The organism is Roseovarius amoyensis (assembly GCF_003260265.1).
Classification (GTDB): Bacteria; Pseudomonadota; Alphaproteobacteria; order Rhodobacterales; family Rhodobacteraceae; genus Roseovarius; species Roseovarius amoyensis.
In genome coordinates, this window is record NZ_QITQ01000016.1 from 18,145 (window position 1) to 43,352 (window position 25,208).

At 67.1% G+C, this 25,208-nt stretch carries 25 protein-coding genes; 14 read left to right on the forward strand and 11 right to left on the reverse strand.

Going from position 1 to position 25,208, the window contains the following annotated elements:
* Positions 1–213 precede the first annotated feature (213 nt).
* Entirely contained in the window at positions 214–1,143 is a 930-nt protein-coding gene (locus DL899_RS13370; RefSeq protein ID WP_111734864.1) for a dihydroneopterin aldolase, read from the forward strand.
* A gap of 44 nt (positions 1,144–1,187) precedes the next feature.
* Entirely contained in the window at positions 1,188–2,198 is a 1,011-nt protein-coding gene (gene folP / locus DL899_RS13375; RefSeq protein ID WP_111734865.1) for a dihydropteroate synthase, read from the forward strand.
* Between the two features lie 19 nt (positions 2,199–2,217).
* Here folP and DL899_RS13380 read toward each other — a convergent pair whose 3' ends face one another.
* Positions 2,218–3,135, reverse strand: a complete 918-nt coding sequence (locus DL899_RS13380; protein ID WP_111734866.1) for a DMT family transporter — start codon at positions 3,133–3,135, stop codon at positions 2,218–2,220.
* Positions 3,136–3,216: 81 nt separating this feature from the next.
* Positions 3,217–4,239: a ketol-acid reductoisomerase gene (gene ilvC / locus DL899_RS13385; protein ID WP_111734867.1), complete on the reverse strand. Its 1,023-nt coding sequence runs from the start codon at positions 4,237–4,239 to the stop codon at positions 3,217–3,219.
* A 136-nt stretch (positions 4,240–4,375) separates the two neighbouring features.
* On the opposite strand from ilvC, the gene DL899_RS13390 reads away from it, so the two are divergent.
* The 3 genes from DL899_RS13390 (at position 4,376) to DL899_RS13400 (ending at position 6,492) form a co-directional block, all read left to right on the forward strand.
* Positions 4,376–4,831 (forward strand): Lrp/AsnC family transcriptional regulator, encoded by a 456-nt coding sequence (locus tag DL899_RS13390; RefSeq protein WP_111734868.1) that lies wholly within the window; start codon positions 4,376–4,378, stop codon positions 4,829–4,831.
* The gene (locus DL899_RS13395; RefSeq protein WP_111734869.1) at positions 4,828–5,286 is read left to right on the forward strand and encodes an Lrp/AsnC family transcriptional regulator; all 459 of its coding nucleotides are present in this window, start codon (positions 4,828–4,830) and stop codon (positions 5,284–5,286) included. Before DL899_RS13390 ends, DL899_RS13395 begins: the two co-directional genes overlap by 4 nt.
* 78 nt (positions 5,287–5,364) lie before the next feature.
* Positions 5,365–6,492, forward strand: coding sequence for an aminotransferase class V-fold PLP-dependent enzyme (locus DL899_RS13400; RefSeq protein WP_111734870.1), 1,128 nt, complete (start codon positions 5,365–5,367; stop codon positions 6,490–6,492).
* Between the two features lie 13 nt (positions 6,493–6,505).
* Here the strand turns inward: DL899_RS13400 and DL899_RS13405 are convergent, their stop codons facing one another.
* The 3 genes from DL899_RS13405 to DL899_RS13415 all read right to left on the reverse strand — a co-directional run bounded on the left by DL899_RS13405 (position 6,506) and on the right by DL899_RS13415 (position 8,846).
* The gene (locus DL899_RS13405) at positions 6,506–7,714 is read right to left on the reverse strand and encodes a UbiH/UbiF family hydroxylase (protein WP_111734913.1); all 1,209 of its coding nucleotides are present in this window, start codon (positions 7,712–7,714) and stop codon (positions 6,506–6,508) included.
* 155 nt (positions 7,715–7,869) lie between these two features.
* Positions 7,870–8,103, reverse strand: a complete 234-nt coding sequence (locus tag DL899_RS13410) for a hypothetical protein (RefSeq protein WP_111734871.1) — start codon at positions 8,101–8,103, stop codon at positions 7,870–7,872.
* Between the two features lie 98 nt (positions 8,104–8,201).
* Positions 8,202–8,846 (reverse strand): pyrimidine 5'-nucleotidase, encoded by a 645-nt coding sequence (locus tag DL899_RS13415; protein WP_111734872.1) that lies wholly within the window; start codon positions 8,844–8,846, stop codon positions 8,202–8,204.
* A 145-nt stretch (positions 8,847–8,991) separates the two neighbouring features.
* Between DL899_RS13415 and DL899_RS13420 the strand changes: the two genes are divergently transcribed.
* Positions 8,992–9,636, forward strand: a complete 645-nt coding sequence (locus DL899_RS13420; protein ID WP_111734873.1) for a GntR family transcriptional regulator — start codon at positions 8,992–8,994, stop codon at positions 9,634–9,636.
* Here the strand turns inward: DL899_RS13420 and DL899_RS13425 are convergent.
* Entirely contained in the window at positions 9,610–11,565 is a 1,956-nt protein-coding gene (locus DL899_RS13425; protein WP_111734874.1) for a glycosyltransferase, read from the reverse strand. The genes DL899_RS13420 and DL899_RS13425 overlap by 27 nt on opposite strands.
* A gap of 115 nt (positions 11,566–11,680) precedes the next feature.
* Positions 11,681–12,829 (reverse strand): glutamine-hydrolyzing carbamoyl-phosphate synthase small subunit, encoded by a 1,149-nt coding sequence (gene carA / locus DL899_RS13430; protein ID WP_111734875.1) that lies wholly within the window; start codon positions 12,827–12,829, stop codon positions 11,681–11,683.
* A 160-nt stretch (positions 12,830–12,989) separates the two neighbouring features.
* Here carA and DL899_RS13435 point away from each other — a divergent pair, with 160 nt between their 5' ends.
* Positions 12,990–13,454: a GatB/YqeY domain-containing protein gene (locus DL899_RS13435; protein ID WP_111734876.1), complete on the forward strand. Its 465-nt coding sequence runs from the start codon at positions 12,990–12,992 to the stop codon at positions 13,452–13,454.
* 189 nt (positions 13,455–13,643) lie between these two features.
* On the opposite strand, the gene DL899_RS13440 is transcribed toward DL899_RS13435, so the two are convergent.
* Positions 13,644–14,609, reverse strand: coding sequence for a GlxA family transcriptional regulator (locus DL899_RS13440; protein WP_239494707.1), 966 nt, complete (start codon positions 14,607–14,609; stop codon positions 13,644–13,646).
* Between the two features lie 80 nt (positions 14,610–14,689).
* Here DL899_RS13440 and DL899_RS13445 point away from each other — a divergent pair, with 80 nt between their 5' ends.
* The 6 genes from DL899_RS13445 (at position 14,690) to DL899_RS13470 (ending at position 20,887) form a co-directional block, all read left to right on the forward strand.
* A complete protein-coding gene (locus DL899_RS13445) occupies positions 14,690–15,940 on the forward strand; it encodes a sarcosine oxidase subunit beta family protein (RefSeq protein WP_111734878.1) in 1,251 nt (416 codons plus the stop codon).
* 13 nt (positions 15,941–15,953) lie between these two features.
* Positions 15,954–16,241 carry a sarcosine oxidase subunit delta gene (locus DL899_RS13450; RefSeq protein WP_111734879.1) on the forward strand — a complete coding sequence of 96 codons (288 nt, stop codon included), beginning with the start codon at positions 15,954–15,956 and terminating at the stop codon, positions 16,239–16,241.
* On the forward strand, positions 16,238–19,189 hold the full coding sequence (locus DL899_RS13455) for a sarcosine oxidase subunit alpha family protein (protein ID WP_111734880.1): 2,952 nt from the start codon (positions 16,238–16,240) through the stop codon (positions 19,187–19,189). Before DL899_RS13450 ends, DL899_RS13455 begins: the two co-directional genes overlap by 4 nt.
* A complete protein-coding gene (locus tag DL899_RS13460; RefSeq protein WP_111734881.1) occupies positions 19,182–19,751 on the forward strand; it encodes a sarcosine oxidase subunit gamma in 570 nt (189 codons plus the stop codon). Before DL899_RS13455 ends, DL899_RS13460 begins: the two co-directional genes overlap by 8 nt.
* 2 nt (positions 19,752–19,753) lie before the next feature.
* Positions 19,754–20,056 (forward strand): helix-turn-helix domain-containing protein, encoded by a 303-nt coding sequence (locus DL899_RS13465; protein WP_111734882.1) that lies wholly within the window; start codon positions 19,754–19,756, stop codon positions 20,054–20,056.
* 75 nt (positions 20,057–20,131) lie between these two features.
* A complete protein-coding gene (locus DL899_RS13470) occupies positions 20,132–20,887 on the forward strand; it encodes an SDR family NAD(P)-dependent oxidoreductase (RefSeq protein ID WP_111734883.1) in 756 nt (251 codons plus the stop codon).
* 31 nt (positions 20,888–20,918) lie between these two features.
* Here DL899_RS13470 and DL899_RS13475 read toward each other — a convergent pair whose 3' ends face one another.
* Positions 20,919–21,338: a cell division protein ZapA gene (locus DL899_RS13475; protein ID WP_111734884.1), complete on the reverse strand. Its 420-nt coding sequence runs from the start codon at positions 21,336–21,338 to the stop codon at positions 20,919–20,921.
* Positions 21,338–21,847: a hypothetical protein gene (locus tag DL899_RS13480; RefSeq protein ID WP_111734885.1), complete on the reverse strand. Its 510-nt coding sequence runs from the start codon at positions 21,845–21,847 to the stop codon at positions 21,338–21,340. The genes DL899_RS13475 and DL899_RS13480 overlap by 1 nt, the downstream gene beginning before the upstream one ends.
* Positions 21,848–22,068: 221 nt before the next feature.
* Here DL899_RS13480 and tkt point away from each other — a divergent pair, with 221 nt between their 5' ends.
* Positions 22,069–24,087 (forward strand): transketolase, encoded by a 2,019-nt coding sequence (gene tkt / locus DL899_RS13485; protein ID WP_111734914.1) that lies wholly within the window; start codon positions 22,069–22,071, stop codon positions 24,085–24,087.
* An 81-nt stretch (positions 24,088–24,168) separates the two neighbouring features.
* Here the strand turns inward: tkt and DL899_RS13490 are convergent, their stop codons facing one another.
* A complete protein-coding gene (locus tag DL899_RS13490; protein ID WP_111734886.1) occupies positions 24,169–25,140 on the reverse strand; it encodes a DUF808 domain-containing protein in 972 nt (323 codons plus the stop codon).
* Positions 25,141–25,208: the final 68 nt, after the last annotated feature.

Sequence of the window (25,208 nt, forward strand, 5' to 3'; positions counted from 1 at the left end):
GTGCAGCGGCTCATGACAATCGGACAGGCCCCGGATCATTCCGGGGCCTGTTTTCGTTACGGACCCCGGGATGCCGGAAACAGCGCACGACCTGGCGGGCCCCTATCCTCAATCCTGCCGCGTCCGGCTGCGCAGCCGTCGCATTCGTCCTTTCCCCGCCGGGACAGCGCATGCTATCCCCCGCGGCACTGCCCCCCGGGAAAGGACAAGGAAATGTCCAACGAGATCCGCCTCGCATTCGAGCACCCCGACGCGCGGGCCGACGCCACCGCGCCCGATGGCCCGCTCGACCGTATCTCGGTGCGCGATCATATCGTCGAGGTCGAGATCGGCGCCTTTCAGGCAGAGCGCGGCACCACACAGCGTGTCAGTTTCAACGTGGTGGTCGAGGTGCGCCCGCAGGGCGACCCCATCGACGACGATGTCGACCGCATCCTGAGCTACGACAAGGTGACCGAGGCGATCGAGGCGGCGCTGGCCGAAGAGCGGCTCAACCTGCTCGAAACACTGGCCGAACGCATCGCCGAACGCATCCTGCTGGAACCACGCGCGGTGCGCACCTTCGTGCGTATCGAAAAGCTCGACCGCGGCCCCGGCGCGCTGGGGGTCGAGATCGTGCGCTCGATCGCCGACCTGCGCACCCGCCCGATCAGCCCGCAGCCCGACAGCGCGCCCCGCCCGCATGTCGTCTTTCTGGGCAACGACGCGATCGCCTCGCCCAATCTCGGCAACTGGCTCGACCAGCTCGAGGCCCGCGCCGAACCGGTGATCCTGTGCGTCGGGTCCGCCGACACGCCCATACCCCGGACCGGCCACAAGATGACCCAGCGGCGCATTGACCTGCTGGCGCTGGAACAGAACGCCTGGATGCTGGCCGCCCGCGACCACCGCTGCGTGGTGGTGGGCACGCGCACCGAACTGGACTGGTCGATGAAACACGGCCAGATCAGCGTCTGGGCGCCGTCCAAGATCGTGCTGGACGCGGTCGACGGCCCCGCGTCCGGCCCCGACGACCCGGTGGCGCTGTCAGCCTGGTTCGCCGGCCATATCGGCGCATCCGACCTGCTGGTGATCGGCGCCGCGCCGCCAAAGGCCTGTGCCGTGCCGGTGCTGTTGCAGGACATTGCGCAATCGGGGCTGTAGGAACTGGCCGCTGCCCCGATCACCACCACAGCGGACATGATGCCATGACCTATTTCCGTCCCATCCCCCGCACCGACCATGCCCGCCCCGAGGGGGCGCAGCGGCTTGCCGGGGGCTGGTGCTGGTTCGACACCGTCGAAGTGTTGCAACGCGATGCCCCGTCACGGCTGGTGCCGGCGCGGGATATTCCCGCCGATGTTCTGGCGCGCCTCACCGCCCCGCGCGCGGCCATTGCCGGGCTGAACCTGGGCATGCCGCGCCTGATGGGCATCCTGAACGTCACGCCCGACAGCTTTTCCGATGGCGGACGGCACAACGCACCTGACACCGCACTGGCCCATGCCCGCGCCATGCTGGCGGATGGGGCCGACCTCATCGACGTGGGTGGCGAATCGACCCGTCCGGGCGCGGCGCTGGTGCCGGTGGCGGACGAGATCAGCCGCACCGCCCCGGTCATTGCCGCCATTCGCGCCGGCTGTGACGCGCCTATTTCCATCGACACGCGCAAGGCCTCCGTGGCCCGCACCGCGCATCAGGCCGGCGCGAATTTCGTCAACGATGTCGCCGGGCTGACCTTTGATCCCGAACTTGCCCCCTTTTGCGCCGAAACCGGCCTGCCGGTCTGCGTCATGCACGCCCAGGGCACGCCCGAGGTGATGCAGAAAGACCCGCGCTATGACGACGTGGTGCTGGATGTCTATGACTGGCTGGAAGGGCGCATAAAGGCGTTGGAGGCAGCGGGCATCCCCCGCGCGCGCATCGTGGTCGACCCCGGCATCGGTTTTGGCAAGACGCTGGAACACAACCTAGACCTGCTGCGCAATCTCGCACTCTTTCACGCGCTGGGGTGTGCGGTGCTGCTGGGGGTGTCGCGCAAGCGGTTCATCGGCACGCTGGGCGGGGCGGAAAACGCAGCCGACCGCACACCGGGCTCAATCGCGGTGGCGCTGGCGGGGGTGGCACAGGGGGTGCAGATGCTGCGGGTCCACGACGTGGCCGAAACCGCGCAGGCGCTGCGGCTGTGGCAGGCGGTGATGCCGGGGATAACAGGCTGATCCGGCGACACCCGCCGCCCTATCCCCGCCGAAAGAGCCGCGACAACGCGCCAAGCTGGCTCAGCACCACGCCGGACAGGATCAGCACCATCGCCAGCAGCAGGCTGGGCGGCAGCGGCTCGGCCAGCAACGTCACGCCGAAGATGACCGACCACACCGGCACCTGGTAATTGACAAGGCTCATGAAGACCGGACCGGCATCGCGGATGACATGCACCAGCAGCACCTGCGCTGCACCTGTCGGAAAGAGCCCCAGAAACAACAGCGCCAGAGCACTCTTCAACGGCATCGCCTGCGGCAGACCCTCGACATAAAGTGCATAGGGCGTGAACACCACAGCCGCCACCAGCAGCACCGCCGCCGCCAGTGCCAGCAGATCGACGGCCGGGCACAGGCGTGTCAGGATCGCCCCCACGGCATAGCCGCACGCCGCGCCGATACAGGCCAGCCGGGCCAGCAGTTCCAGGTCATCGCCGGTCGAGCGGAACGCGCCGGCGCCGATCAGCACCACCACCCCGACCGTGCCGATCAATAGGCCCGCCAGCCGCCGCAGGCTCAGCCGTTCGCCGGGAACGAGGACATGCGCCAGCGGCAGGATCAGCAGCGGCACCGCCGCCATGCAAACCCCGGCAAAGCCCGAGGCAACGACCTGCTGCCCCCAACTGAGCAGCGCAAAGGGGATGGCATTGGAACAAAGCGCCAGCGCCAGAACAGATATCCAGATCCGCCCCGCCGTGCGACCCCGCAAGGGAGGCAGGCCGTGACCGGTGGCATAGGCGATCGACACCAGCAGCGCCGCCCCCAGGCACAGCCGTATCGCCACCACCATCAGCGGTCCCGTCCCCTGCAAGGCTACGGTCGTGGACATGAAGGACGCCCCCCAGATGATACCGAGGGCGGTGATGCGCAGCCAGTTGACGGGGCGGATGTCCTGCATCGTGGTGGTCCAGTTGAAACGCCAAGAAAAAGGGGCAGCCGCAGCCGGCCGCCCCTCGCATCGGTTGTCAGATGACAGCCATCAGTTCTTTTCCCGGTCGACCATCTTGCCGGCCGAAATCCACGGCATCATGGCGCGCAGCTTTTCGCCGACCTGTTCGATCTGGTGGGCGTCGTTCATCCGGCGCGTGCCTTTGAAGAAGGGCTGGCCGACGGCGTTTTCCTGCATGAAGTCACGCACGAAGGCACCGGTCTGGATGTCGTGCAGAATGGCCTTCATCTCGGCCTTGGTGCGCTCGCGCGGCAGAACGCGAGGGCCCGAGACGTATTCGCCGTACTCGGCGGTGTTCGAGATCGAGTAGTTCATGTTGGCAATGCCGCCTTCATAGATCAGATCGACGATCAGCTTGACCTCGTGCAGGCACTCGAAATAGGCCATTTCCGGGGCATAACCGGCCTCGACCAGGGTTTCAAAGCCCATGCGGATCAGCTCGACCAAACCGCCGCACAGAACCGCCTGTTCACCGAAGAGGTCGGTCTCGCATTCTTCGCGGAAGGTGGTCTCGATGACGCCCGAGCGCCCGCCGCCGATGGCCGAGCAATAGGATAGGCCCAGTTCCAGCGCCCGGCCCGAGGCATCGGTGTCGACCGCCACCAGGCAGGGCACGCCGCCGCCCTTGACGTATTCGCCGCGCACGGTGTGGCCGGGCCCCTTGGGCGCCATCATGATGACGTCGATGCCCTCTTTCGGCTCGATCAGGCCGAAATGGATGTTCAGCCCGTGGGCAAATGCAATCGCCGCGCCGGGGCGGATGTTGTCGTGGACGTATTTGCGATAGGTCTCTGCCTGCAGCTCGTCAGGCATGGTGAACATCATCAGGTCGCACCAGGCGGCGGCCTCGGCAATGCCCATCACCTTGAGGCCTTCGCCCTCGGCCTTCTTGGCGCTGGCAGAGCCCTCGCGCAGGGCAACGACGAGATTTTTCGCGCCCGAATCGCGCAGGTTCAGCGCGTGGGCATGGCCCTGGCTGCCATAGCCCAGAATGGCGACCTTCTTGTCCTTGATGAGATTGATATCGCAGTCGCGATCGTAATAGACGCGCATTTCGCATGCTCCTCTGGTGCGGGTTTCCTCGCGGCGCAGAATACCGGGCGCACACGGAAACATGAATGCGATTAAGGGTGTTTCCCGTTATATTTTTGGGTATTTATAACCAGAAAGAAACATTTTTGAGAAAATCATGCTTGACGACACCGACCGATGGATTTTGCGCCACTACCAGCACGACCCCGGGCTGGCCAATGCCGACCTGGCCGCGCGCGCCGGGCTGACACCCGCCACCTGCGCGCGCAGGCTGGAACGGCTGCGCGCCGACGGCATCCTGCGCGGGGTGCGCGCGGTGATCGACTGGCGGGCGCTGGGTTACGAGGTCGAGGTGTCGCTGCGCGTGTCGCTGGAGAAATCCGACCCGCGCGCCTTCGACGAATTCCTGGAAGCGGCGCGGCAGGTGCCCGAGGTGATCGAGATACAGACCTTCCTGGGCCGGGTGGACCTGCGGCTGGCGGTCGTCGCCCGCGACATGGGGCATTATCAGCAGATCTATCGCAGCGCCATCCTGGGGCTGCCGCATATCGCCGATGTCGAGGCGCTGATGCATGTCGCGCAGATCAAGACGCAGGAGGTGCTGCCGCTGTGATCGAGCTGGACACCACCGACCGGCAGCTCTTGCGCGAGCTGGAGCGCGACGCCACCCAGAGCGCCAGCGCGCTGGGGCGCAAGCTGGGCCTGTCGCAGCCCGCCGCCTGGCGGCGCATCCACCGCCTGCACGAAAGCGGCGCGATCAAGGGGTTGCGGCTGGACCTGGACACCGAAAGGCTGGGTTTCGGCGTGTCGGTGTTCCTGGGCGTCAAGCTGGCGACCAAGGGCCGCGTCGGCATCGCCGAGTTCGAACGCGCGGTCACGGCCATCCCCGAGGTACAGACAATCGAACATATCCTGGGGCTGTTCGACTATCGCCTGCGGGTGGTGGCGCGCGACATCCCCGATTTCGAACGTGTCCTGCGGCGGCGCATCATGATGCTGCCCGGCGTGGGCGAGGTCGAGGCCAACGTGCTGCTGAGCGAGGAACGCCGCCCCGGCCCGATTGGCTGAGGGCGAGGCGGAACAATCGCTTTGCCTCCGGCCATCAGGCGCGCTAGCACTGGCATGACATACCAGGGAGACAGGCCCATGACCGCGCTGCGTGATGACATCGACCCGGACGGGTTGCTTGAGTATTCCGTCGTTTTCACCGACCGATCCCTCAATCACATGAGCAAGGCGTTTCAGCAGGTGATGCGCGACATCGCGGACATGCTGAAAGAGGTCTACAGCGCCGATGGCGTGGCCATCGTTCCCGGCGGCGGCACCTACGGGATGGAGTCTGTGGCGCGCCAGTTCGGCAACGATGCGCATGCGCTGATCGTGCGCAACGGCTGGTTCTCCTATCGCTGGTCGCAGATATTCGAGACCGGCGGCTTTGCCGGCAAGACCACCGTCTGCATGGCCCGGCAGACCGGCAATGGCCCGCAGGCGCCCTTTGCCCCCGCCCCGATCGAAGAGGTCGAGGCGCAGATCCGCGACGCCCGGCCGGATGTGGTGTTCGCCCCGCATGTGGAAACCTCTGCCGGGATCATCCTGCCCGACGACTATATCACCCGGCTGGCCACGGCCGCGCACGAGGTCGGCGCGCTGATGGTGCTGGACTGCATCGCCTCGGGCTGCGCCTGGGTCGACATGGGCCGGACCGGCGTCGACGTGCTGATTTCGGCGCCGCAAAAGGGCTGGTCGGCCTCGCCCTCGGCCGGGTTGGTGATGATGTCCGAGCGCGCGCTGACACGGCTGGAGGCGACCGAGTCGGACAGCTTTGCGCTGGATCTGAAAAAGTGGCGCGCGATCATGCGCGCCTACGAGGATGGCGGCCACGCCTATCACGCCACCATGCCTACCGATGCGCTGCGTGCGTTCCGGGACACCATGGCCGAGACCCGCGAATACGGGTTCGAGGCGCTGCGCCAGGCACAATGGGCGCTGGGCGACGGCGTGCGCGAGATGCTAGCGCAACGGGGCGTCGTTTCGGTCGCAGCCAAGGGATTCGGCGCGCCGGGGGTGGTGGTCAGCTATACCACCGATCCGGAGATCCAGAACGGCAGCAAGTTCGCCGCAGAAGGGATGCAGATCGCGGCCGGTGTGCCGCTGGCCTGTGACGAGCCAGAGGGCTTCATGACCTTCCGGCTGGGGCTTTTCGGTCTCGACAAGCTTTATGACGTCGAAGGCGCCAAGGCACGGCTTGCGGCGGTGTTCGACAAGGTGCTCTGAGGGTAGCGGGGCGTCAGCCCCGCATCCGAACGCCCAGCCCGAGGCGCATCAGCGTCCGGCGCACCGGCTTGATCGAGTGCAGCATATCCAGACCAAAGGCGCGCGCGTCGCGCAGCGGCTGCGCGTGGGCCATCGACGCACGGTCAAGCAGGTCGATCCCCGCGACCCGCGCCGCGATGTCGGGATGGCGGCGGCGGTGATAGGCCTGCAGCATCTCCGCCTCGCCCAGCCGGTCGGGGGCGGCGCGCGCCAGGTCCAGCAGCGCCGCCATGTCGGCCAGGCTCATGTTCAGGCCCTGCGCGCCGATGGGCGGCACCACATGCGCAGCCTCGGCCACCAGCGCCATACGCTCGGCCCACATGCGAGAGGCGATGCGCCCGATGATCGGCCAGACCGTCCGGCGCGAGGCCAGCGAAAGCGGGCCAAGGACATGGCAGGAACGTTCGTTCATCGCCGCCTCGAACTCTGCCTCGGGCAGCGCGGCAAGGCGCAGCGCCTCTGGCCCCGTTTCCATCCACACGACAGCCGATGACGGGCGGCCCTGGTAGTCGGGCAGCGGGACCAGCGTGAACGGCCCGCCTGAGCGGTGAATTTCGGTCGAGACATTGTCATGCGGCACCGGGTGCGTGACGGCAAAGGCCAGCGCCTTTTGTCCATAGCGCAGCGTCTTTGCGCTGATCCCCGCCGCCCGGCGCAGGGCCGAATCGCGCCCGTCCGCTGCGATCACCAGCCGGCAGCGCAACCGCGTGCCATCGCTGAGCGATACCACCGCCCCGCTCTGGCGGGTAAAGACCGATTTGACGCCGGTGCCGGGGCGGAATTCTGCCCCCTCCAGCGTTTCCAGATGGGACACCATCTCGCGCCGTAACAGCCAGTTGGGCAGGTTCCAGCCGAACGGCAGGTCTGAAATGTCGGCGGCGTTGAATTCCTTGATCAGCCGCGCCTCGGGCTCTGGCCCGCCGGCATCGACGATGCGCATCACCTGCAGCGGCGCGGCATGTTCGGCCAGCCGTTGCCACAGCCCGGCCTCATCCAGCAGTTCGCGGGCGGGCTGCAGAAAGGCGGTGGTGCGCAAGTCGGCGCCCTCGGCATCGCGTTCGGTCACCGGCGGGGCGGGATCGACACAGATCACGCTGAACCCGGCCTTGCCAAAGACACTGGCCGCCGTCAGCCCGGCGACGCCGCCGCCCGCCACAACGATATCGCAATCAAACCCGGTCATCGCACCGCCCTCCGTCAGCCGATACATAGGCGGCAGCGGCGGCGGGGGCCAGCCCCCGGGGCCGGGCCGCGCGAAATCGCGTCTCGCGCTCCTCCCAGATCGCCGTACGCCATCCTGCACAACCCGGCCCGGCGCGAGGACAGGGCTTTCACCCCTTAGGTGCGCGAAATCGCGAGCAGCGTCAGCCAGACCACAGGCACCAGCGCCACTGCCGGCAGGTACAGCCCCGGCACACCCCACAATACCACCGCGCCCGCCCAAAGGGCGACAAGGGCAAGGACCACCGCCACGATCAGAACCTCCTGCCGCGACATGCGCCAGTCGTGAACCTCGTGGTCGTGATCGGCCTTGGTTTCGGATTCGGGGGCAATGCTGTGGGGGGCGTTCATCGATGGCTCTCCGTTAAGATGATTCTAGGAATCATCTAGTCGAACCACCCCGACATGGAACCCGCACTGGCCGCTGCATTTCGCCGCAGACAGGTGGCTCAGACCAGCTGCGCCAGGAACCCACCCAGGTCGTCGGTGTGGTGGTGGATATGCGCGCCCGCCGCGCGCTGTGGCGCCACGTGCACGGTGCGCATTCCCATCGCGTGCGGCTCAGCCAGGTTGCGCGGGTCGTCCTCGAAAATCGCCGCGCGCATGGGCGCCACCCCGCCCCTTGTGAAAACCGCGTCAAACGCCGCGCGCTCTGGCTTGGGCCGATAGCCCGCGTGCTCGACGCCGAAAACCGCGTCGAATATCCCGTCCAGCCCACGCCGCGCCAGCACCCGTTCGGCATAGGGCGCGCAGCCATTGGTATAGACGATCTTGCGCCCCGGCAGCGCACGGATGCGCGCGGCCAGCCCGGCATCGGGTTCCAGCCGGTCAAGCGGGATGTCGTGGACATGGTCCAGATAGGGGCCGGGGTCGAGGTCATGCTCGCGCATAAGCCCGGCCAATGTGGTGCCATGCTCGACCCAGTAGTGATGGCGCAGGCGGTCAGCCTCGGCCCGGTCCACCCCCAGCGCAGTCATGACATAATCGGTCATCCGCCGTTCGATCAGGTCGAAGAGACGCGCCTGCGGCGGGTAGAGCGTGTTGTCGAGGTCGAAGACCCACGCCTCGACATGAGTGAAATGCGATTTCGGCATGTGGGCAGGATAGGCCCGCGCGTGCCCGGCGGCAATGGCACCTTGCCCGAGGACGAACTGTACGCGGCAAGGGTTGATCGCCACCTTGCCGGGCGCATATGCTCCGGGAATTGACGTCACGCCACCGCAGGAACAAGGCCGGGAAATGAAAGCTCCGATAAAGGACGCCTATTCGCTCATCCTCGAAGCGATCGACACCGGCATCTACAAGCCCGGCGACCGGCTGGTCGAAAGCGATCTTGCCGAACGCTTCGGCGTGTCACGCACCCCCATCCGCGAAGCATTGCAACGGTTGGAGACGCAATCGCTGCTGACGCGCGACGGGCGCAGCCTGATCGTGGCCTCGCTCGATCACAACGAACTGGCCGAGCTATACGTCGTCCGCGCCGAGCTGGAAGGACTGGCCGCTGGCCTGGCCGCCCGTCACGCCACCGCCGAAGAGGTGCGCGTTCTGCGCGACATGGTCGAGCACGACCGCAAGCTGATCGGCGACCCAAAGGCGCTGTCGCGCGCCAACCGGCGCTTTCACAAGCAGATCCACCTGGCATCGCATAACCGGTTCCTGGTTCAGCAGCTCGACCTTGTGCATCGCTCGATGGCCTTGCTGGCGACGACGTCGCTCGCGGCGGCAGGCCGGGACGAGGACACGCTGAACGAACACGAAGCCATCGTTTCCGGGATCGAGGCGCACGACGCCAACACCGCCAGCAAGGCGCTGCGCGAACACATTTCCAAGGCGTTCGTGACCCGGCTCAAGCTCGATTCAGGAGAGATCGACAGCCTGGCGTAACTGTGCCTCGGGCGGGCGGCGCAGGATCGGTTCTTCGGTTGCGACCGGGACTTCCGGTTTTGATGTCCCCCCCAGCGACAGGCCATGCTTGGTCTTGTCCCAGAAGAACGGCTTTCGCACCAGTTCATACAGCGCCTTGTATCCCGCCACCGCCGCCAGCGGCATGTAGAAATGCATGGTGGGCGTCCACGGCAGCAGGTGCCGGTGCATCCGCCCACTGACGGCAGTCGCGTGGATCGCCAGGTTGATCACCTCAACCGCCAGGAACAGTGCGCCGAGGCCAAGCATCACCCCATGCGGCAGGTAGGCGTCCAGCGGGTGCGGCAGCCCCAGCAGCACCAGCCAGAACGACCACAAGAGCGGCGCAAGCAGCACCTGCGACAGTGCGGTAACGAAATGCGCCTGAAAGCCCAAGAACGCCCAGGTGCCTAACTGCCGGCGCAACAGGCGGGGGCGGCGCATGTGCACCAGGTAGGTGGTCATGTACCCCTTCAGCCAGCGCGACCGCTGCTTGATCCACGGCCAGGGCAGGCAGTTGGCCTCTTCGCGGGTCACCGTCTCGACCATCTCGGTGCGCATCCCGTGCCGGGCCAGGCGAAAGCCCAGGTCGGCGTCCTCGGTGACGTTGTGGGCGTCCCAGCCGCCCAGCGCCTCCAGCGCGTCGCGGCGGAAAAACAGCGTTGTACCCCCCAGCGGAATGGCAAAACCCAGCCGCGCCAGCCCCGGCAGGACAAGCCGGAACCAGGCCGCATATTCGATGGTAAAACAGCGCGCCAGCCAGTTCTGGCGCGGGTTGTAATAGTCGAGGATGCCCTGCAGGCACACCACGTCGGGCGGCGCGGCCTGAAACCGGCGCGCCACCTGGGTGATCTGGTCGGGGTCGGGCGCGTCCTCGGCGTCGAAGATGCCGATGATGTCGCCCTCGCAGAAATCGAGCGCGTAATTCATCGCCCGCGGCTTGGTGCGCGGCGTGCCGTCGGGCACCACCACCGGGCGCATCCAGGACGGCAGGTCGATCACCGCCAGAGCATCGCGGGTCCGGGTGTCGGTTTCCTCCAGCACGAGGATCACCTCGAGCAGGCATTTGGGATAGGTCAGGCAGCTGAGCCGCGTGACCAGCGCATTTACGATCTCTGTTTCCTTGAATAGCGGCACCAGCACAGACACGCGCGGCAGCGGCGCATCGCCAGCCGCACGGTCGGCAACCGGCACCTGCGGCCCCGTTGCCAGTCGCGCCACGAAGGCGGCCGTCTTGAACAGAATCGCCACCACGAGCGTGACTACCGCCCAGCCGGCCAGCATCGCCAGCACCACGCCCGGCCACATTACAGAAACCACCGTGGCGGCGGCCAGCATGCCCAGCACGGCCGCAAGCCGCAAGCGCCGCCCCCTGCCCCATCTGCGACAGCTTTCCGCCTCGGGCACGCGGGTGACCATCGCCGCGCTCAACGCCGGGCGAAAGGCCTGGGCGATCCGGTCCTGGATGATGTCGCGCGTCGCCCACAACGTGTGGGCATCGCGCATTTCGAGCGGAAGATGGGGCCGGATCGCCGCGCGCCCCTCGGGCGTGTGGCAGACCAGCGCCGCGCGCCCGTCACGGTCATAAACCGGCAGCACCCCGTGGCGCAGCAACAGGGCCGGCGCAATCCCGGCAGGCGCCACCGGCATCTGCGCCAGCGCCAGCGCGCCCACCCGGCGCGAGCGGAAATGTCGGGCGTGCGCCTCCAGCAATTCCTCGCCCTGCGCCAGCCCCTCGGCCGTCAGGATACGGTCGAGCGTGGCGTCGCAGACCTGCCCCACACGCCGCGCCAGCCGCATGTCGCCATCGCTGACGGTGCCGCGCGACACCAGGTCGCGTTCCAGCGGCGTGCGCCCCGCCGGAGACAGGCCCGGCGGCATTTCCAGCCGGCGCAGCTCGGATATTCCCATGCCCTTCGGCCCCTTCTGACCCGAAACCGGGCCAGAATGCGAAGAGTTGGTTAATGAACGGTAAACAAATGCTTAACCATGTTGCCCGGCACGTCGAGGCACCGGGCATAGCCGGTCAGTCGGCCATCGACGCCGCGAAACGCTCGAACAGGTAAAAACTGTCCTGGGGGCCGGGGCTGGCCTCGGGGTGGTGCTGCACGGAAAAGACCGGCCGCCCCTCTAGCCGGATGCCGCAGTTCGACCCGTCGAAAAGCGACACATGCGTTTCCACCACCCCCTTGGGCAGGGTCTGGCTGTCGACCGCAAAGCCGTGGTTCATCGAGGTGATCTCGACCTTGCCGGTATCGATTTCCTTGACCGGGTGGTTGGCGCCGTGGTGGCCGTGGTTCATCTTGACCGTCCGCGCGCCCACCGCCAGCGCCAGCATCTGGTGACCAAGGCAGATGCCGAACACCGGCAGACCCGCATCCAGTATGCCGCGAATCACCGGCACCGCATATTCGCCGGTCGCCGCCGGGTCGCCCGGGCCGTTCGACAGGAACACCCCGTCAGGGTTTTGCGCCAGCACGTCCTCGGCCGTGGCGGTGGCGGGCATCACGGTCACCGCGCATCCCGCGCTGGCCAGGCAGCGCAGGATGTTGCGCTTGGCGCCATAGTCGATGGCGACGACCTTGTGGCGGGGTTCGGTCTGGCGGACATAGCCCTCGGGCCAGGCCCAGCGCATTTCGTCCCAGCGATAGGACTGGGCGCAGGTCACCTTGCGCGCCAGGTCCATCCCTTCGAGCCCGGCAAAGCCGCGCGCCGCCGCGACCAGCGCATCGGTGTCGAAATTGCCCTGCGCATCATGGGCCAGCGCCACGTGCGGCGCACCCTGCTGGCGGATCGCGCGGGTCAGCCGCCTTGTGTCCAGCCCGCCGATCGCCACCCGCCCGCGCCGCGCCAGCCAGTCCGACAGACGTTCGGTCGCGCGCCAGTTGCTGGGCTCGGTCGGGTCCCACTTGACCACCATGCCCGCGGCCACCGGTTCGGCGGTCTCGTCATCCTCGGGGTTGACCCCGACGTTACCCACATGGGGAAAGGTAAAGGTGACGACCTGCCCGGCATAGGACGGGTCGGTCATGATTTCCTGATAGCCGGTCATCGCGGTGTTGAAACACAGCTCGGCGGTGACCTGCCCCTCGGCGCCGAAACCACGCCCGTAAAAGAGCGATCCGTCAGCAAGGGCAAGACATGCGGTCGGGCGGTTCTGGGGGGCGTGCGCCATTGGCGGGGATTCTCCGGGGTGTGAAGCCGGCGCGACCCTATGTGCGTGGCCCGCAAGGGTCAAGCACGATAGCCCTTTCGCGGCGTTTCGCGCTGTTGTCTCTGCCTGCGCGCTCCGGTAGGGTCGGAGACTTGCAATCGGTCAAGGGGATGGGCCACCGATGGAACTGAGACAGCAGGTAACAGCCGCGCTGAAACAGGCGATGAAAGACAAGGACAGCGCCCGACTGGCAACGCTGCGCCTGATCAATGCCGCCATCAAGGATCAGGATATCGCCCGGCGCGGCGCAGGCGGTGACACCGATACGGAGCTAAGCGATGCCGACATCCGGGCGATCATGGCCCGGATGATCAAGCAGCGCCAGGAAAGCGTGCGCGCCTACGAAGAAGGCGGGCGGCTGGACCTGGCCGAACGCGAAAGCCGCGAGATCAAGGTGATTTCCGAATTCCTGCCCAAGCAGCTGACCGAGGACGAGATCGCCCAAGCCATCGACAAGGCGATTACCGAAACCGGCGCCAGCTCGATCCGCGATATGGGGCGGATCATGGGCCTGCTCAAGGAACGCCATGCCGGGCAGATGGATTTCGGTATCGTCGGCCCCATGGTCAAGGACAAGCTGGGCTGAGGCATTGAACCTGTCAGCTCTTGCCGCGTGACAGGGGTCATCCCCTCGTGCCACGGCCGGGGCCGGGGCCAGGGCAAGGACATCCTTGCCGAATTCGGCGTTCCGCTGCCGGGAACCGGGCAGCGGGCGCTGCATAATCAAGGCGCAGGTCCGTCCCGGCGGCCACAGCGCGGCGGGCTGAACATCCGCCTATCGGAACGCAGAGGGCGGTTTGCCGAAATGGCGGGTAAACAGGCGCGAAAAATGCGACGAGCTGGAAAACCCGGTCGCAAGCGCGATCTCGGTCAGTGACAGCGGCGAATTCGTTATCAGGTTCATGGCCTTTTCAAGCCGGAGCTCGATATAGACCAGCATCGTCGACCGCCCCAGCACACCGTGAAACAGGCGGTTGAGCTGGCGCTCGGAAACCCCCGCAGCCGCGGCAAGATTGCCCAGCGGAACCGGATCGGCGACATGGCTTTCCATCGCTGCGACCGCCTGCAGGACAGCGGCATTGGTGGTGCCGATCCGGCTGGCCATCCCGCCGCGCTGCGGCCCCACGGGGGGGCGGATTTCGGTGTGCAGGAACCAGTCGCTGACACGATGGGCAAAACGCGCGCCGTGATGCCCCGCGATCAGCGCGTGCATCATGTCGACCGGCGCCGTTCCCCCGGCACAGGTCACGCGATCGCGGTCGATGACATAGAGCGTGCGCTCCAGCACCAGGTCGGGATGCATCTCGGCCAGCGCGGCGGCATGTTCCCAGTGCACCGTCATCCGCCGGCCGGCCATCAGCCCCGCCCGCGCCAGGATCACCGGCCCGCCCGACACGCCACCCAGCCGCACCCCCGAGCGCGCCATCCGGGTCAGCCAGCGAAACACCCGCGCATCCGAGAACTCCATCGGATTTCCGCCGGCGACGACGAAAAGGTAATCGAGCACCAGTTCATCCCCCACCACGGCCGAAGGCGCCACCTGGGCGGCGCCCGAGCTGGGGATCGGGCGGTCGTCGATGCCGATATTGACGACGTCATAATACGGCACCCCGCCCAGCAGGTTGGCCGCCCGCAACGGTTCGACGGTCGAGGCATAGGACATCAGCGCGAACCCCTTGATCGGCAGAACGCCGATCCGGTAGCGGGAAAATTCTGCACCAATTTGGTCCATATTATGCATTAAATCGACCATTTCATGAAAGTCAACGACTCGAAACGCGTCCAGCCTGATTGGCAAGCCTGACTCGAGGGGGTACCCAAATGCGATATTCCGCCTTCAGGATTCTGACCGAGGCCTTGCGCGGCAACCGGGGCTGGACACCGGCCTGGCGCGAACCCGATCCCAAGCCCGAATACGATGTCGTCATCATCGGCGGCGGCGGACACGGGCTGGCGACCGCCTATTACCTGGCCAGGGAATTCGGCATCCGCAATGTCGCGGTGCTGGAAAAGAGCTGGCTGGGGTCGGGCAATATCGGGCGCAACACCACCATCATCCGCTCGAACTACATGCTGCCGGGGAATGAGCCGTTCTACGAGTTCTCGATGAAGCTGTGGGAGGGGCTGGAGCAGGATTTCAACTACAACGCGATGGTGTCACAGCGCTCGATCCTGAACCTGTTCCATTCCGACCCGCAGCGCGATGCCTTCGTGCGCCGGGGCAACGCGATGATCCTGGCGGGCGCCGACGCCGAACTGGCCGATCAGGCACAGCTGCGCCACGAACTGCCGTTCCTCGATTTCGACAACGCGCGCTTTCCCATCAAGGGCGGGCTTTACCAGCGCCGCGGCGGCACCGTGCGCCATGACGCGGTGGCCTGGGGCTATGCCCGCGGCGCCGACAGCCGTGGCGTCGACATCATCCAGAACTGCGAGGTGACGGGTTTTGACATCAAGGATGGCAAATGCCTGGGCGTCCAGACCACGCGCGGCGCGATCCGCGCGGGCAAGGTGGGTGTCTGCGTTGCCGGGTCGTCGGGCCGGGTGATGGCAAAGGCAGGCATGCGCCTGCCGATCGAAAGCCACGTCTTGCAGGCCTTCGTCACCGAGGGGCTGAAGCCGGTCCTGCCCGGCGTCATCACCTTCGGCGCGGGACATTTCTATGTCAGCCAGTCCGACAAGGGCGGGCTGGTCTTTGGCGGCGATATCGACGGCTACAACACCTATGCCCAGCGCGGCAACATGCCGGTGATCGAGGACGTGGCCGAGGGCGGCATGGCGATCATGCCGATGATCGGGCGCGCGCGCCTGCTGCGGTCATGGGGCGGGCTGATGGACATGTCGATGGACGGCTCGCCCTTCATCGACCGCACCCATATCGACGGGCTCTATTTCAACGGCGGCTGGTGCTACGGCGGTTTCAAGGCAACGCCGGCGTCGGGCTATTGCTATGCCCATCTGCTGGCCCGCGACGAGCCCCACCCCACCGCCATCCAGATGCGCCTTGACCGGTTCCGGCGGGGCAACCTGATCGACGAAAAGGGCCAGGGCGCCCAGCCGAACCTGCACTGAGGAGAAAGCAGTCATGATCATCCCGCATCCGCTGCTTGGCCCCCGCGACGCCGCCGAGTTCGTCTATCTCGGCGACGCCATGCTGATAGACCGGCCCGACCCCGATGCGCCGGACGCGGCCGAGGCGTTTCACGACTATATGTATCTGCGCGACAACCCCGCCGGGCCGCACCGCGAGCTGTGGTATCACGAACAGGGCGACCGGTCGTGGCTGGTGGTCACGCGCGACACCACCACGCATGAAATCCTGTCGGCGGAACTGGCGCGCGATGTCGCCCTGGCACAGGGGCGTGACCGATGAGCGGCCCCTGGCGTTTGCCGTCGGGCGGTCTGATCGACCGTGACACGACGCTTGGTTTCCGCTTTGACGGGCGCGGCATGCGGGGGCATGCAGGCGATACGCTGGCCTCGGCGCTGCTGGCAAACGGTCGGCGGCTGGTGGGACGCAGCTTCAAGTATCACCGCCCGCGCGGCATATTTACCACCGGGTCGGAGGAACCCAACGCGCTGGTGCAGCTGCGCAGCGGCGCCCATCAGGAGCCCAACACCCGCGCCACCGTGGCAGAGCTTTTCGACGGGTTGACCGCCACCAGCCAGAACCATCGCGGTTCGCTCGAACACGACCTCATGGCGGTGACCGACCTGTTTTCGCCACTGCTGTCGGCGGGTTTTTATTACAAGACCTTCATGTGGCCCCAAAGCTTTTGGGAAAAGGTCTACGAGCCGATGATCCGGTCATCGGCGGGCCTCGGGCGGCTGTCGATGCAGGACGACCCCGACCGCTATGACAAGGGCTATCTGCATTGCGACCTGCTGGTGATCGGCGCAGGCCCCGCGGGGCTGGCGGCGGCGCGGGCGGCGGGGCGCGCGGGCGCGAGGGTGATCATTGCCGACGAGGATTTCCTGCCCGGCGGGCGGCTCAATTCCGAAACCTTCGAGGTCGATGACACCTCCGGCGTAGACTGGGCGGCGCAGGCGGCGGGCGAACTGGCGACGATGGACAATGTACGCCTGATGACCCGCACCACCGTTTGGGGCGCCTTCGATCACGGCAGCTATGGCGCGCTGGAACGCTGCACCGACCACTTGGCCGACGCTGGCGAACGCCCGCGCCAGATCCTGTGGCGGGTCACCGCGCGGCGGGCGATCCTGGCCGCTGGCGCCACCGAACGCCCGATCGCGTTCGGCAACAACGACCGTCCCGGCGTGATGCTGGCCGGCGCGGTGCGCACCTATCTCAACCGTTACGGCGTGGCCGCCGGCCAGCGCGTGGCGGTGTTCACCAACAATGACGACGGCTGGCGCACGGCGGCCGGCCTGGCCGCGCGCGGTGTCGGCGTCAGCGCGGTGATCGACCCCCGCGACGGCCCTGCCCCGGCCGAGGTGCCCGGCGCGCGCATCCTGCGCGGCGCACAGGTCGTCGACACGCGCGGCCGCAAGGGCCTGCGCGATCTGCAACTGAGCGACGGCAGCCGGATCGAGGCCGATTGCCTGGCCGTGTCGGGCGGCTGGAACCCCAATGTCCACCTGACCTGCCACCAGCGCGGCCGCCCCGCGTGGAACGAGGATATTGCCGCCTTCGTCCCCGGTGACACCCTGCCCCCTGGCATGACCGTGGCGGGCGCCGCGCGCGGGCAACTGACGCTGGCCGCCGCGCTGAAGGATGGGCACGATCTGGCCAACAGCATCGTGGCCGATATCGGCCTTGCCCCCAGCAAGGCGCCCCTGCCCCGCGCCTCGGACGAACGCAGCGACATCGCCCCCCTGTGGCATGTCGGCGCCAGCCGCAAGCGGGCCTGGGTCGACATGCAGAACGATGTCACCGCCAAGGACATCCACCTTGCCCGGCGCGAGGGGTTCCGCTCGGTCGAGCTGCTCAAACGCTATACAACGCTGGGCATGGCCACCGACCAGGGCAAGACGGCGAATGTCAACGCGCTGGCCATCCTCGCCGATGCCAGCGGCAAGAGCATCCCCGAAACCGGCACGACGATCTTCCGCCCCCCCTATACGCCGGTGGCGCTGGGCGCGCTGGCAGGCCGGTCGCGCGGGCAGAATTTCCGCCCTGTCCGGCTGACCCCGTCGCATGAATGGGCCAGCAAGAACGGCGCGACCTTTGTCGAAACCGGCAACTGGCTGCGCGCGCAATGGTATGCCCGCCCGGGCGAGAAAGGCTGGCGCGACAGCGTCGACCGCGAGGTCGAGATGACCCGCAAATCCGTGGGCATCTGCGACGTCACCACGTTGGGCAAGATCGACATCCAGGGCAAGGACGCGGCCGAGTTCCTTAACCATGTCTATACCAACGCCTGGCTTAAGCTGCCGATCGGCAAGGTGCGTTACGGGCTGATGCTGCGCGAGGACGGGATTGCCTATGACGACGGCACCACCGCGCGGCTAGATGAAAACCACTATGTCATGACCACCACGACCGCCAACGCGGTGCTGGTGTTCCGGCGGCTGGAATTCGCGCGGCAATGCCTGTGGCCGAGGCTGGACGTTCACCTGATCTCGGCCACCGATGGCTGGGCGCAATTCGCCGTCGCCGGCCCCAACGCGCGCAACCTGCTGCGCAAGGTGGTGGACAGCGAACACGACCTCTCGAACGAGGCGTTTCCGTTCATGGCTTGCGGCTCCGTCACCGTCTGCGGCGGCACGCCGGCGCGGTTGTTCCGGATCTCGTTCTCGGGTGAGCTGGCCTATGAAATCGCGGTGCCCACGCGCTATGGCAACGCGATGATGGGCGTGCTGATGGAGGCCGGGCGCGAATTCGACGCCGTGCCCTATGGGACCGAGGCTCTGGGCGTCATGCGCATCGAAAAGGGCCACGCCGCCGGGAACGAGCTGAACGGCCAGACCACGGCGCTGAACCTCGGGCTGGACGGGCTGATCAGCAAGAGCAAGGACTGCATCGGCAAGGTGCTGTCGCAGCGCCCGGAAATGTCCGACCCGGACGGGCTGCGCCTGGTGGGCTTCGTGCCGGTGGACCCCTCGCAACCGCTGCAGGCGGGGGCGCATTTCATCGACACCGACGCCGAGGCGACGATGGACAACGACCAGGGCTGGATGACCTCTGTCGCCTATTCGCCCTCGCTGGGCCACCACATCGGCCTTGGCTTCATCCGCCGCGGCAAGGACCGCATGGGTGACGTGGTACGCGCCACCAACCCTGTCCGCGGCAACGAGGTGAAGGTCAAGATCGTCTCGCCCCATTTCGTCGACCCCGCAGGAGAGCGTCTGCGTGCCTGATTTCGTCCTGACACCCTCATCCCCGCTGGGCGGGTTCTCCCGCGACTTCGGCCCGGTCAGACTGCGCGAGCTGACCGACCTTGCCATCGTGTCCGCCGCCCTGCCCCTGGGGGCCGAGGACGCCGCCGGGGCGGCGCTGAAGAAAGCCTTTGGCTGCGCCGTGCCCGAGCCGGGCACATCAGCCCAATCGAAGGACAGGCGCGAACGCCTGCTGCGGCTTGCGCCAGATCAGCTGTTTATCCTGTTCGACCATGCCACCCCCGATGCCGAGGCAGCAATCGCCGCGCGGCTGGACGGGGCGGCCTATACCACCGACCAGACCGATGGCTGGGTCGCGCTGGAAATCACCGGCCCCGGCTGCTGCGCGGCGCTGGAACGGATCTGCCCCATCGACCTGCACCCAAAGGCATTCGCGGTCGGGCAGTTCGTGCGCACCTCGATGGAACACCTGGGCAGCATCATCCTGCGCAGCGACGAGGACACATTTGTGCTGCTCTCGGCCAGTTCATCGGCCGGGTCGTTCCTGCACGCGGTCGAAACCTCGATCCGGAACACCTGCTGATAATGCCCGGCCACATCGAAGAGGTGTTGACCGTGACCGAAATCGCAGAAATCATCGGCATATCGCCCCGGCAGCTGGAACGCCGTTTTCGCACCACGCGGGACAGCTCGCCCCCGCAGATCTACCGCATCCTGCGGCTGGAACGCGCCCGGTCGTTGCTGGTGCAGACCGGGCTGCCGATCAGGGAAATCGCGCTCGCCAGCGGTTTCGGCTCAACCTCGGCGCTCAGTCGCTGGTATCGCGAACATTTCGGCGAACCGCCTGGCCGGGCGCGATCAAAGGCATTCGACGGCACCTGCGGCTGACGCGCGCACCCTTTGACAGACACGCCCGACGAGGATATTTGAACATGTGTTCATTTCCTCGAAAGGATGCCCCACATGCGTATCGAAGACACCGCCGCCATCATCACTGGCGGGGCCTCGGGCCTGGGCGAGGCGACCGCGCGCCAGTTCCGCAAACGCGGCGCGCAGGTTACGATTCTCGACCGTGACGCCAAACGCGGCGCCGCCATCGCCGATGAAATCGGCGCCACCTTTGCCGAAACCGATGTCACCGACGAGGCATCGGTCGCCGCCGCGATCCAGACTGCGACCAAGGCGATGGGGCAGCTGACCTGCGCCGTCAACTGCGCCGGCATCGCTATCGGCGAAAAGACCCTGGGCAAGTCCGGCCCGCACCCGCTGGACAGTTTCCGCCGGGTCATCGACATCAACCTCGCCGGCAGTTTCAACGTCGCCCGCCTTGCCGCGGCCGAGATCGTCCGCACCACGCCGCAGCAGGACGGGCTGCGCGGGGTGATCGTCAACACCGCCTCGGTCGCCGCCTTCGACGGACAAAAGGGCCAGGCTGCCTATGCCGCGTCCAAGGGCGCGATCGCGTCGCTGTCGCTGCCGATGGCGCGCGACCTGGCGCGCGACGGCATCCGCGTGATGGCCATCGCGCCGGGGATCATCCGCACGCCGATGCTGGCCGGGCTGCCGGCCGAGGTGCAAGATGAACTGGCCGCCGACGTCACCTGCCCCAAACGGCTGGGCGACCCGGCCGAATACGCCGCGCTGGCGCAGTTCATCGTTGAATGCGATTACCTGAACGGCGAAGTGATCCGCCTTGACGGCGCGCTGCGGATGCGCTGAGGCGCACCCCGGCCCGCGGGCCGGGGCCTGATCAGACGGTTTCGTCCTCTGCCGGGGCGCCGGTTTCGCCGTCGCTCTCGATCTGGTCGGCCAGCGCCTCGGCCCGGGCGGCCAGTTCGGCCAGGGTGTCGGCCATGCCCTCGGGCAGCACCGGCACCTCGACCGTCTTGGTCTCGGTCGGGGCGTTGCGCAGCTGGTCCAGCTCGGCCTCTTTTTCCAGCAGCTTGTCCTCGGCCTCGCGCAGCTTGTCCTGCAGGCCGGCGGTCTTGTCGGCCAGCATCAGCCCGGCCATCAGCAACATCCGCCCCTCGGGCACGCGCCCGATCTGGGCGGTCAGCGCCGAGGTTTCCTCGTCCAGCATCCTTGCGGCGCTCTTGAGATAGTGCTCTTCGCCCTCCTGGCAGGCGACCTCGAAACTGCGTCCGCCGATCTCGATCTCGACTTCCGGCATCACGACCCCTCCGGTTGTTCGTCAACTGTCCCCTGGTCCGTCTCGATGCCCGCGATCGCCGCTGCCAGCGCGTCATAGACCGCGCCGGCCTCCGCGCGGTCGGCGACCCGGGCGGCGCGCACGCCGTCCAGTTCCGCCAGCATGGCGGTGTTGATCAGGTCGGGTTCCGCCACGCCGGCGGCGTTGGCCTCGCGCAGACGGGTGTTGATATCGCGCAGCTTTTCGTTTGCCTCGCGCAGGCCCTGCAGCTCGGAATCAAGCTGGGCGACGGTGCGCGCGGCCTCCTGCACGGTGGTCAGTTCGGTCTCCAGCGCCTCGCGGCGCGACTTCAGAACCTTGATGCGCTCTTTCAACTGCTCGTTGGCGATGCGTTCGTCTTCCAGATCCCGGCGCAGCGTCTCCAGCTCTTCGGGGTCGGCCGCGGCGGCCCGCCCCCTCAGGTCGATGCCCTGCCCGATCCGGTCGAGCGCGGCGGCGATACGGCCCTGCAGCTCGTCGATATCGCTCATCTCCCGATCCCTTTCTCGTCTTTTTGTTGTCTTTACCCACCCCAGACAGCCGCGCCGCGCGGTGGCGCGGCGAATCGCCCGGTGGGAACTTGCCCCTCAAGCTTATCGAAAACATGAGGAAAGTGCGCCCCCCTTCGCCCGCGCCGGGCATGGCCGCTTGAACTTTGGGGCGGGGCTGGTATTCAGCCGCCATGCCTGCAGCCATCAAGGACACCTGCACCGTGGATATTGCCGCCCTCCGCACCGCCCATCCCGACCACTGGTCCCGCGCCACGGCGATCCGCGCGCTGACGCTGGATGCCGTCGCCGCCGCCAATTCCGGCCATTCCGGCATGCCGATGGGCATGGCAGATGTTGCGACCGTGCTGTTTGAAAAACACCTCCGCTTCGACGCCGCCAACCCCGAATGGCCCGACCGCGACCGCTTTATCCTGTCGGCCGGGCATGGCTCAATGCTGCTCTATTCGCTGCTCTACCTGACGGGGTACGAGGGCATGACGCTGGAGCAGGTCCGCAATTTCCGTCAATGGGGCGCGCTGACGGCCGGACACCCGGAAAACTTCCTCCATCCCGGGATCGAGACCACAACCGGCCCGCTGGGACAGGGGATTTCCAACGCCGTCGGCTTTGCCATCGCCGAAGAGGCGCTGCGCGCCCGTTTCGGCCGCAAGCGGGTGGATCACCACACCTGGGTCATTGCCGGCGACGGCTGCCTGATGGAAGGCATCAGCCACGAGGCCATCGCCCTGGCCGGGCGCCAGCGGCTGGGCCGGCTGATCGTGCTGTGGGACAACAACGACATCACCATCGACGGCCATGTCGGCCTTGCCGACATCACCGACCAGCCGGCACGTTTCCGCGCCGCGGGCTGGCAGGTGATCGAGATCGACGGCCACGACCCCGAGGCCATCGACGCCGCCATGACCCGCGCCAAGGCAGCGCGCAAGCCCTCGCTGATTGCCTGCAAGACGCATATCGCGCTGGGCCACGCCGCGCAGGACACCTCCAAGGGTCACGGCGCACTGACCGACCCCGATCAGCTTGCCGCCGCCAAAGAGGCCTATGGCTGGCCCTACGGCCCCTTCGAGGTACCCGCCGACGTCAAGGCGCAATGGGAAGAGATCGGCCGCCGCGGCGCCGCCGAACGCACCGCCTGGGAACAGCGGCTGGCCGAAACCGGCTCTCGTCAGAGGGCCGAGTTCGAGCGCGTCATCGCCGGCGAGGCGCCCAGGCAACTGTCGGCCCGCATCAAGGCGCTGAAGAAACAGATCAGCGAAGAGGCGCCCAAGGTCGCCACCCGCAAGTCCAGCGAAATGGTGCTGGAGGTGGTCAACCCGATCATGCCCGAAACGATGGGCGGCTCGGCCGACCTGACCGGGTCGAACAACACCCTGACCGCCGGTCTGGGGGTGTTCGACACCGGCAACCGCAAGGGCCGCTATATCCATTACGGCATCCGCGAACACGGCATGGCCGCGGCGATGAACGGCATGGCCCTGCATGGCGGCATCCGCCCCTATGGCGGCACCTTCATGTGCTTTACCGACTACGCCCGCCCGGCGATGCGGCTGGCGGCGCTGATGCGGGTGCCGACGGTATTCGTCATGACCCATGACAGCATCGGCCTGGGCGAGGACGGCCCGACCCACCAGCCGGTCGAGCATCTGGCGATCAGCCGCGCCACGCCCAACACGCTCGTCTTCCGCCCCTGCGACACGGTCGAGACGGCCGAGGCGTGGGAACTGGCGTTGCGCTCAACCACGACGCCGTCGGTGCTGTCGCTGACCCGTCAGGGCGTGCCAACACTGCGGCGTGAGCATACCACCAGGAACCTCACCGCCCAGGGCGCCTATGTCCTGGCCGAGGCCGAGGGCAAGCGGCAGGCGATCCTGCTGGCCACCGGGTCAGAGGTGCAACTGGCGATGGAAGCGCGCGAGATGCTGCAGGCCGAGGGGATCGGCACGCGCGTCGTCTCGATGCCCTGTTTTGAGCTGTTCGCGGCGCAAGACGAAAGCGTGCGCCGCCGGGTTCTGCCCGCCGGACCGGTGCGCGTGGGCGTCGAGGCCGCGGTGCGCCAAGGCTGGGACCGCTGGCTTTGCGGCGAACGCGGCCGCGACAAGAAAGCCGGTTTCGTCGGCATGGACAGCTTTGGCGCCTCTGCCCCGGCGGGTGAGCTTTACGAAAAGTTCGGCATCACCGCCCAGGCCGTCGCGGACGAGGTGCGCCGCCTGCTGGGCTGACGCCGGGGTACTGTTTCGCCCGGCGGCAACGCCGGGCGCGCGCCCATCACAATCCAGAATATCAAGCCGCCAGTCCGGGCCTCAGTGCCCGCTGCTCTTGCGCCCCCGCAGCTTTGCCCAGACCGGGCCGACCACGCGCGTGGCCACCGGGATCAGTACCAGCCCCAGCAGCAGGCCGAACACCCCGTCCAGCACCGCCGTCACCACCCATGTCACCGCACCTGCGGCCTGCGGCACGGCGGCCCCAGCCGCCTGGGCCATCACCTCTATCGTATGGCCCGGCTCGGCGATGTGGAAGGTGTGAAACCCGTGCAGGATGATCGAGCCGCCGACCCACAGCATCGCCGCCGTGCCGACGATTGTCAGCAGCTTCAGCAACACCGGCATGAACTTGACCAGCCCGTGCCCGAACCCGCGAACCGCCCCGGTATAGGCGTTGCGGGCCATATAAAGGCCGACATCGTCCATCTTTACGATCAGCCCGACCGCGCCATAGACCGCGACCGTCACCATCAGCCCCACCACCGCCAGCGTCGCGGCCTGCATCCAGACATTGGGGACCTCTATCGCCGACAGCGCGATGGTCATGATCTCGGCCGACAGGATGAAATCGGTCTTGATGGCGCCGCGCACCTTTTCCTCTTCCAGCCGGCCGGGGTCGCGCACCGACATGTCGGCCTCGACCCGCGCATCGGCATGGGGAAGGATGGCGTGAAAGATCTTTTCCGCCCCCTCGAAACACAGGTAACACCCGCCCATCATCAGCAGCGGCGTGATCATCCAGGGCGCGAACGCCGCCAGCAGCATCGCCACCGGCAGCAGGATCACCAGCTTGTTGAAGACAGACCCGCGGGCGATCCGCCAGACGACCGGCAATTCGCGCGCGGGCGCAAATCCCTGCAGATAACGGGGGGTCACGGCGGCGTCGTCGATCAGCACGCCGGCCGTCTTGGTCCCGGCCTTGCCGGCGGCGGCGGCAATGTCGTCAACACTGGTCGCGGCCACCTTGGCGATGGCCGCCACATCATCGAGAAGCGCCAGTAATCCGCTCATTGTTCCGCCCGTTTCAGCCTCGTCTCATGGATGGCTTAGCACAGCCGGGCGGCGATGGCAGGGTGAAA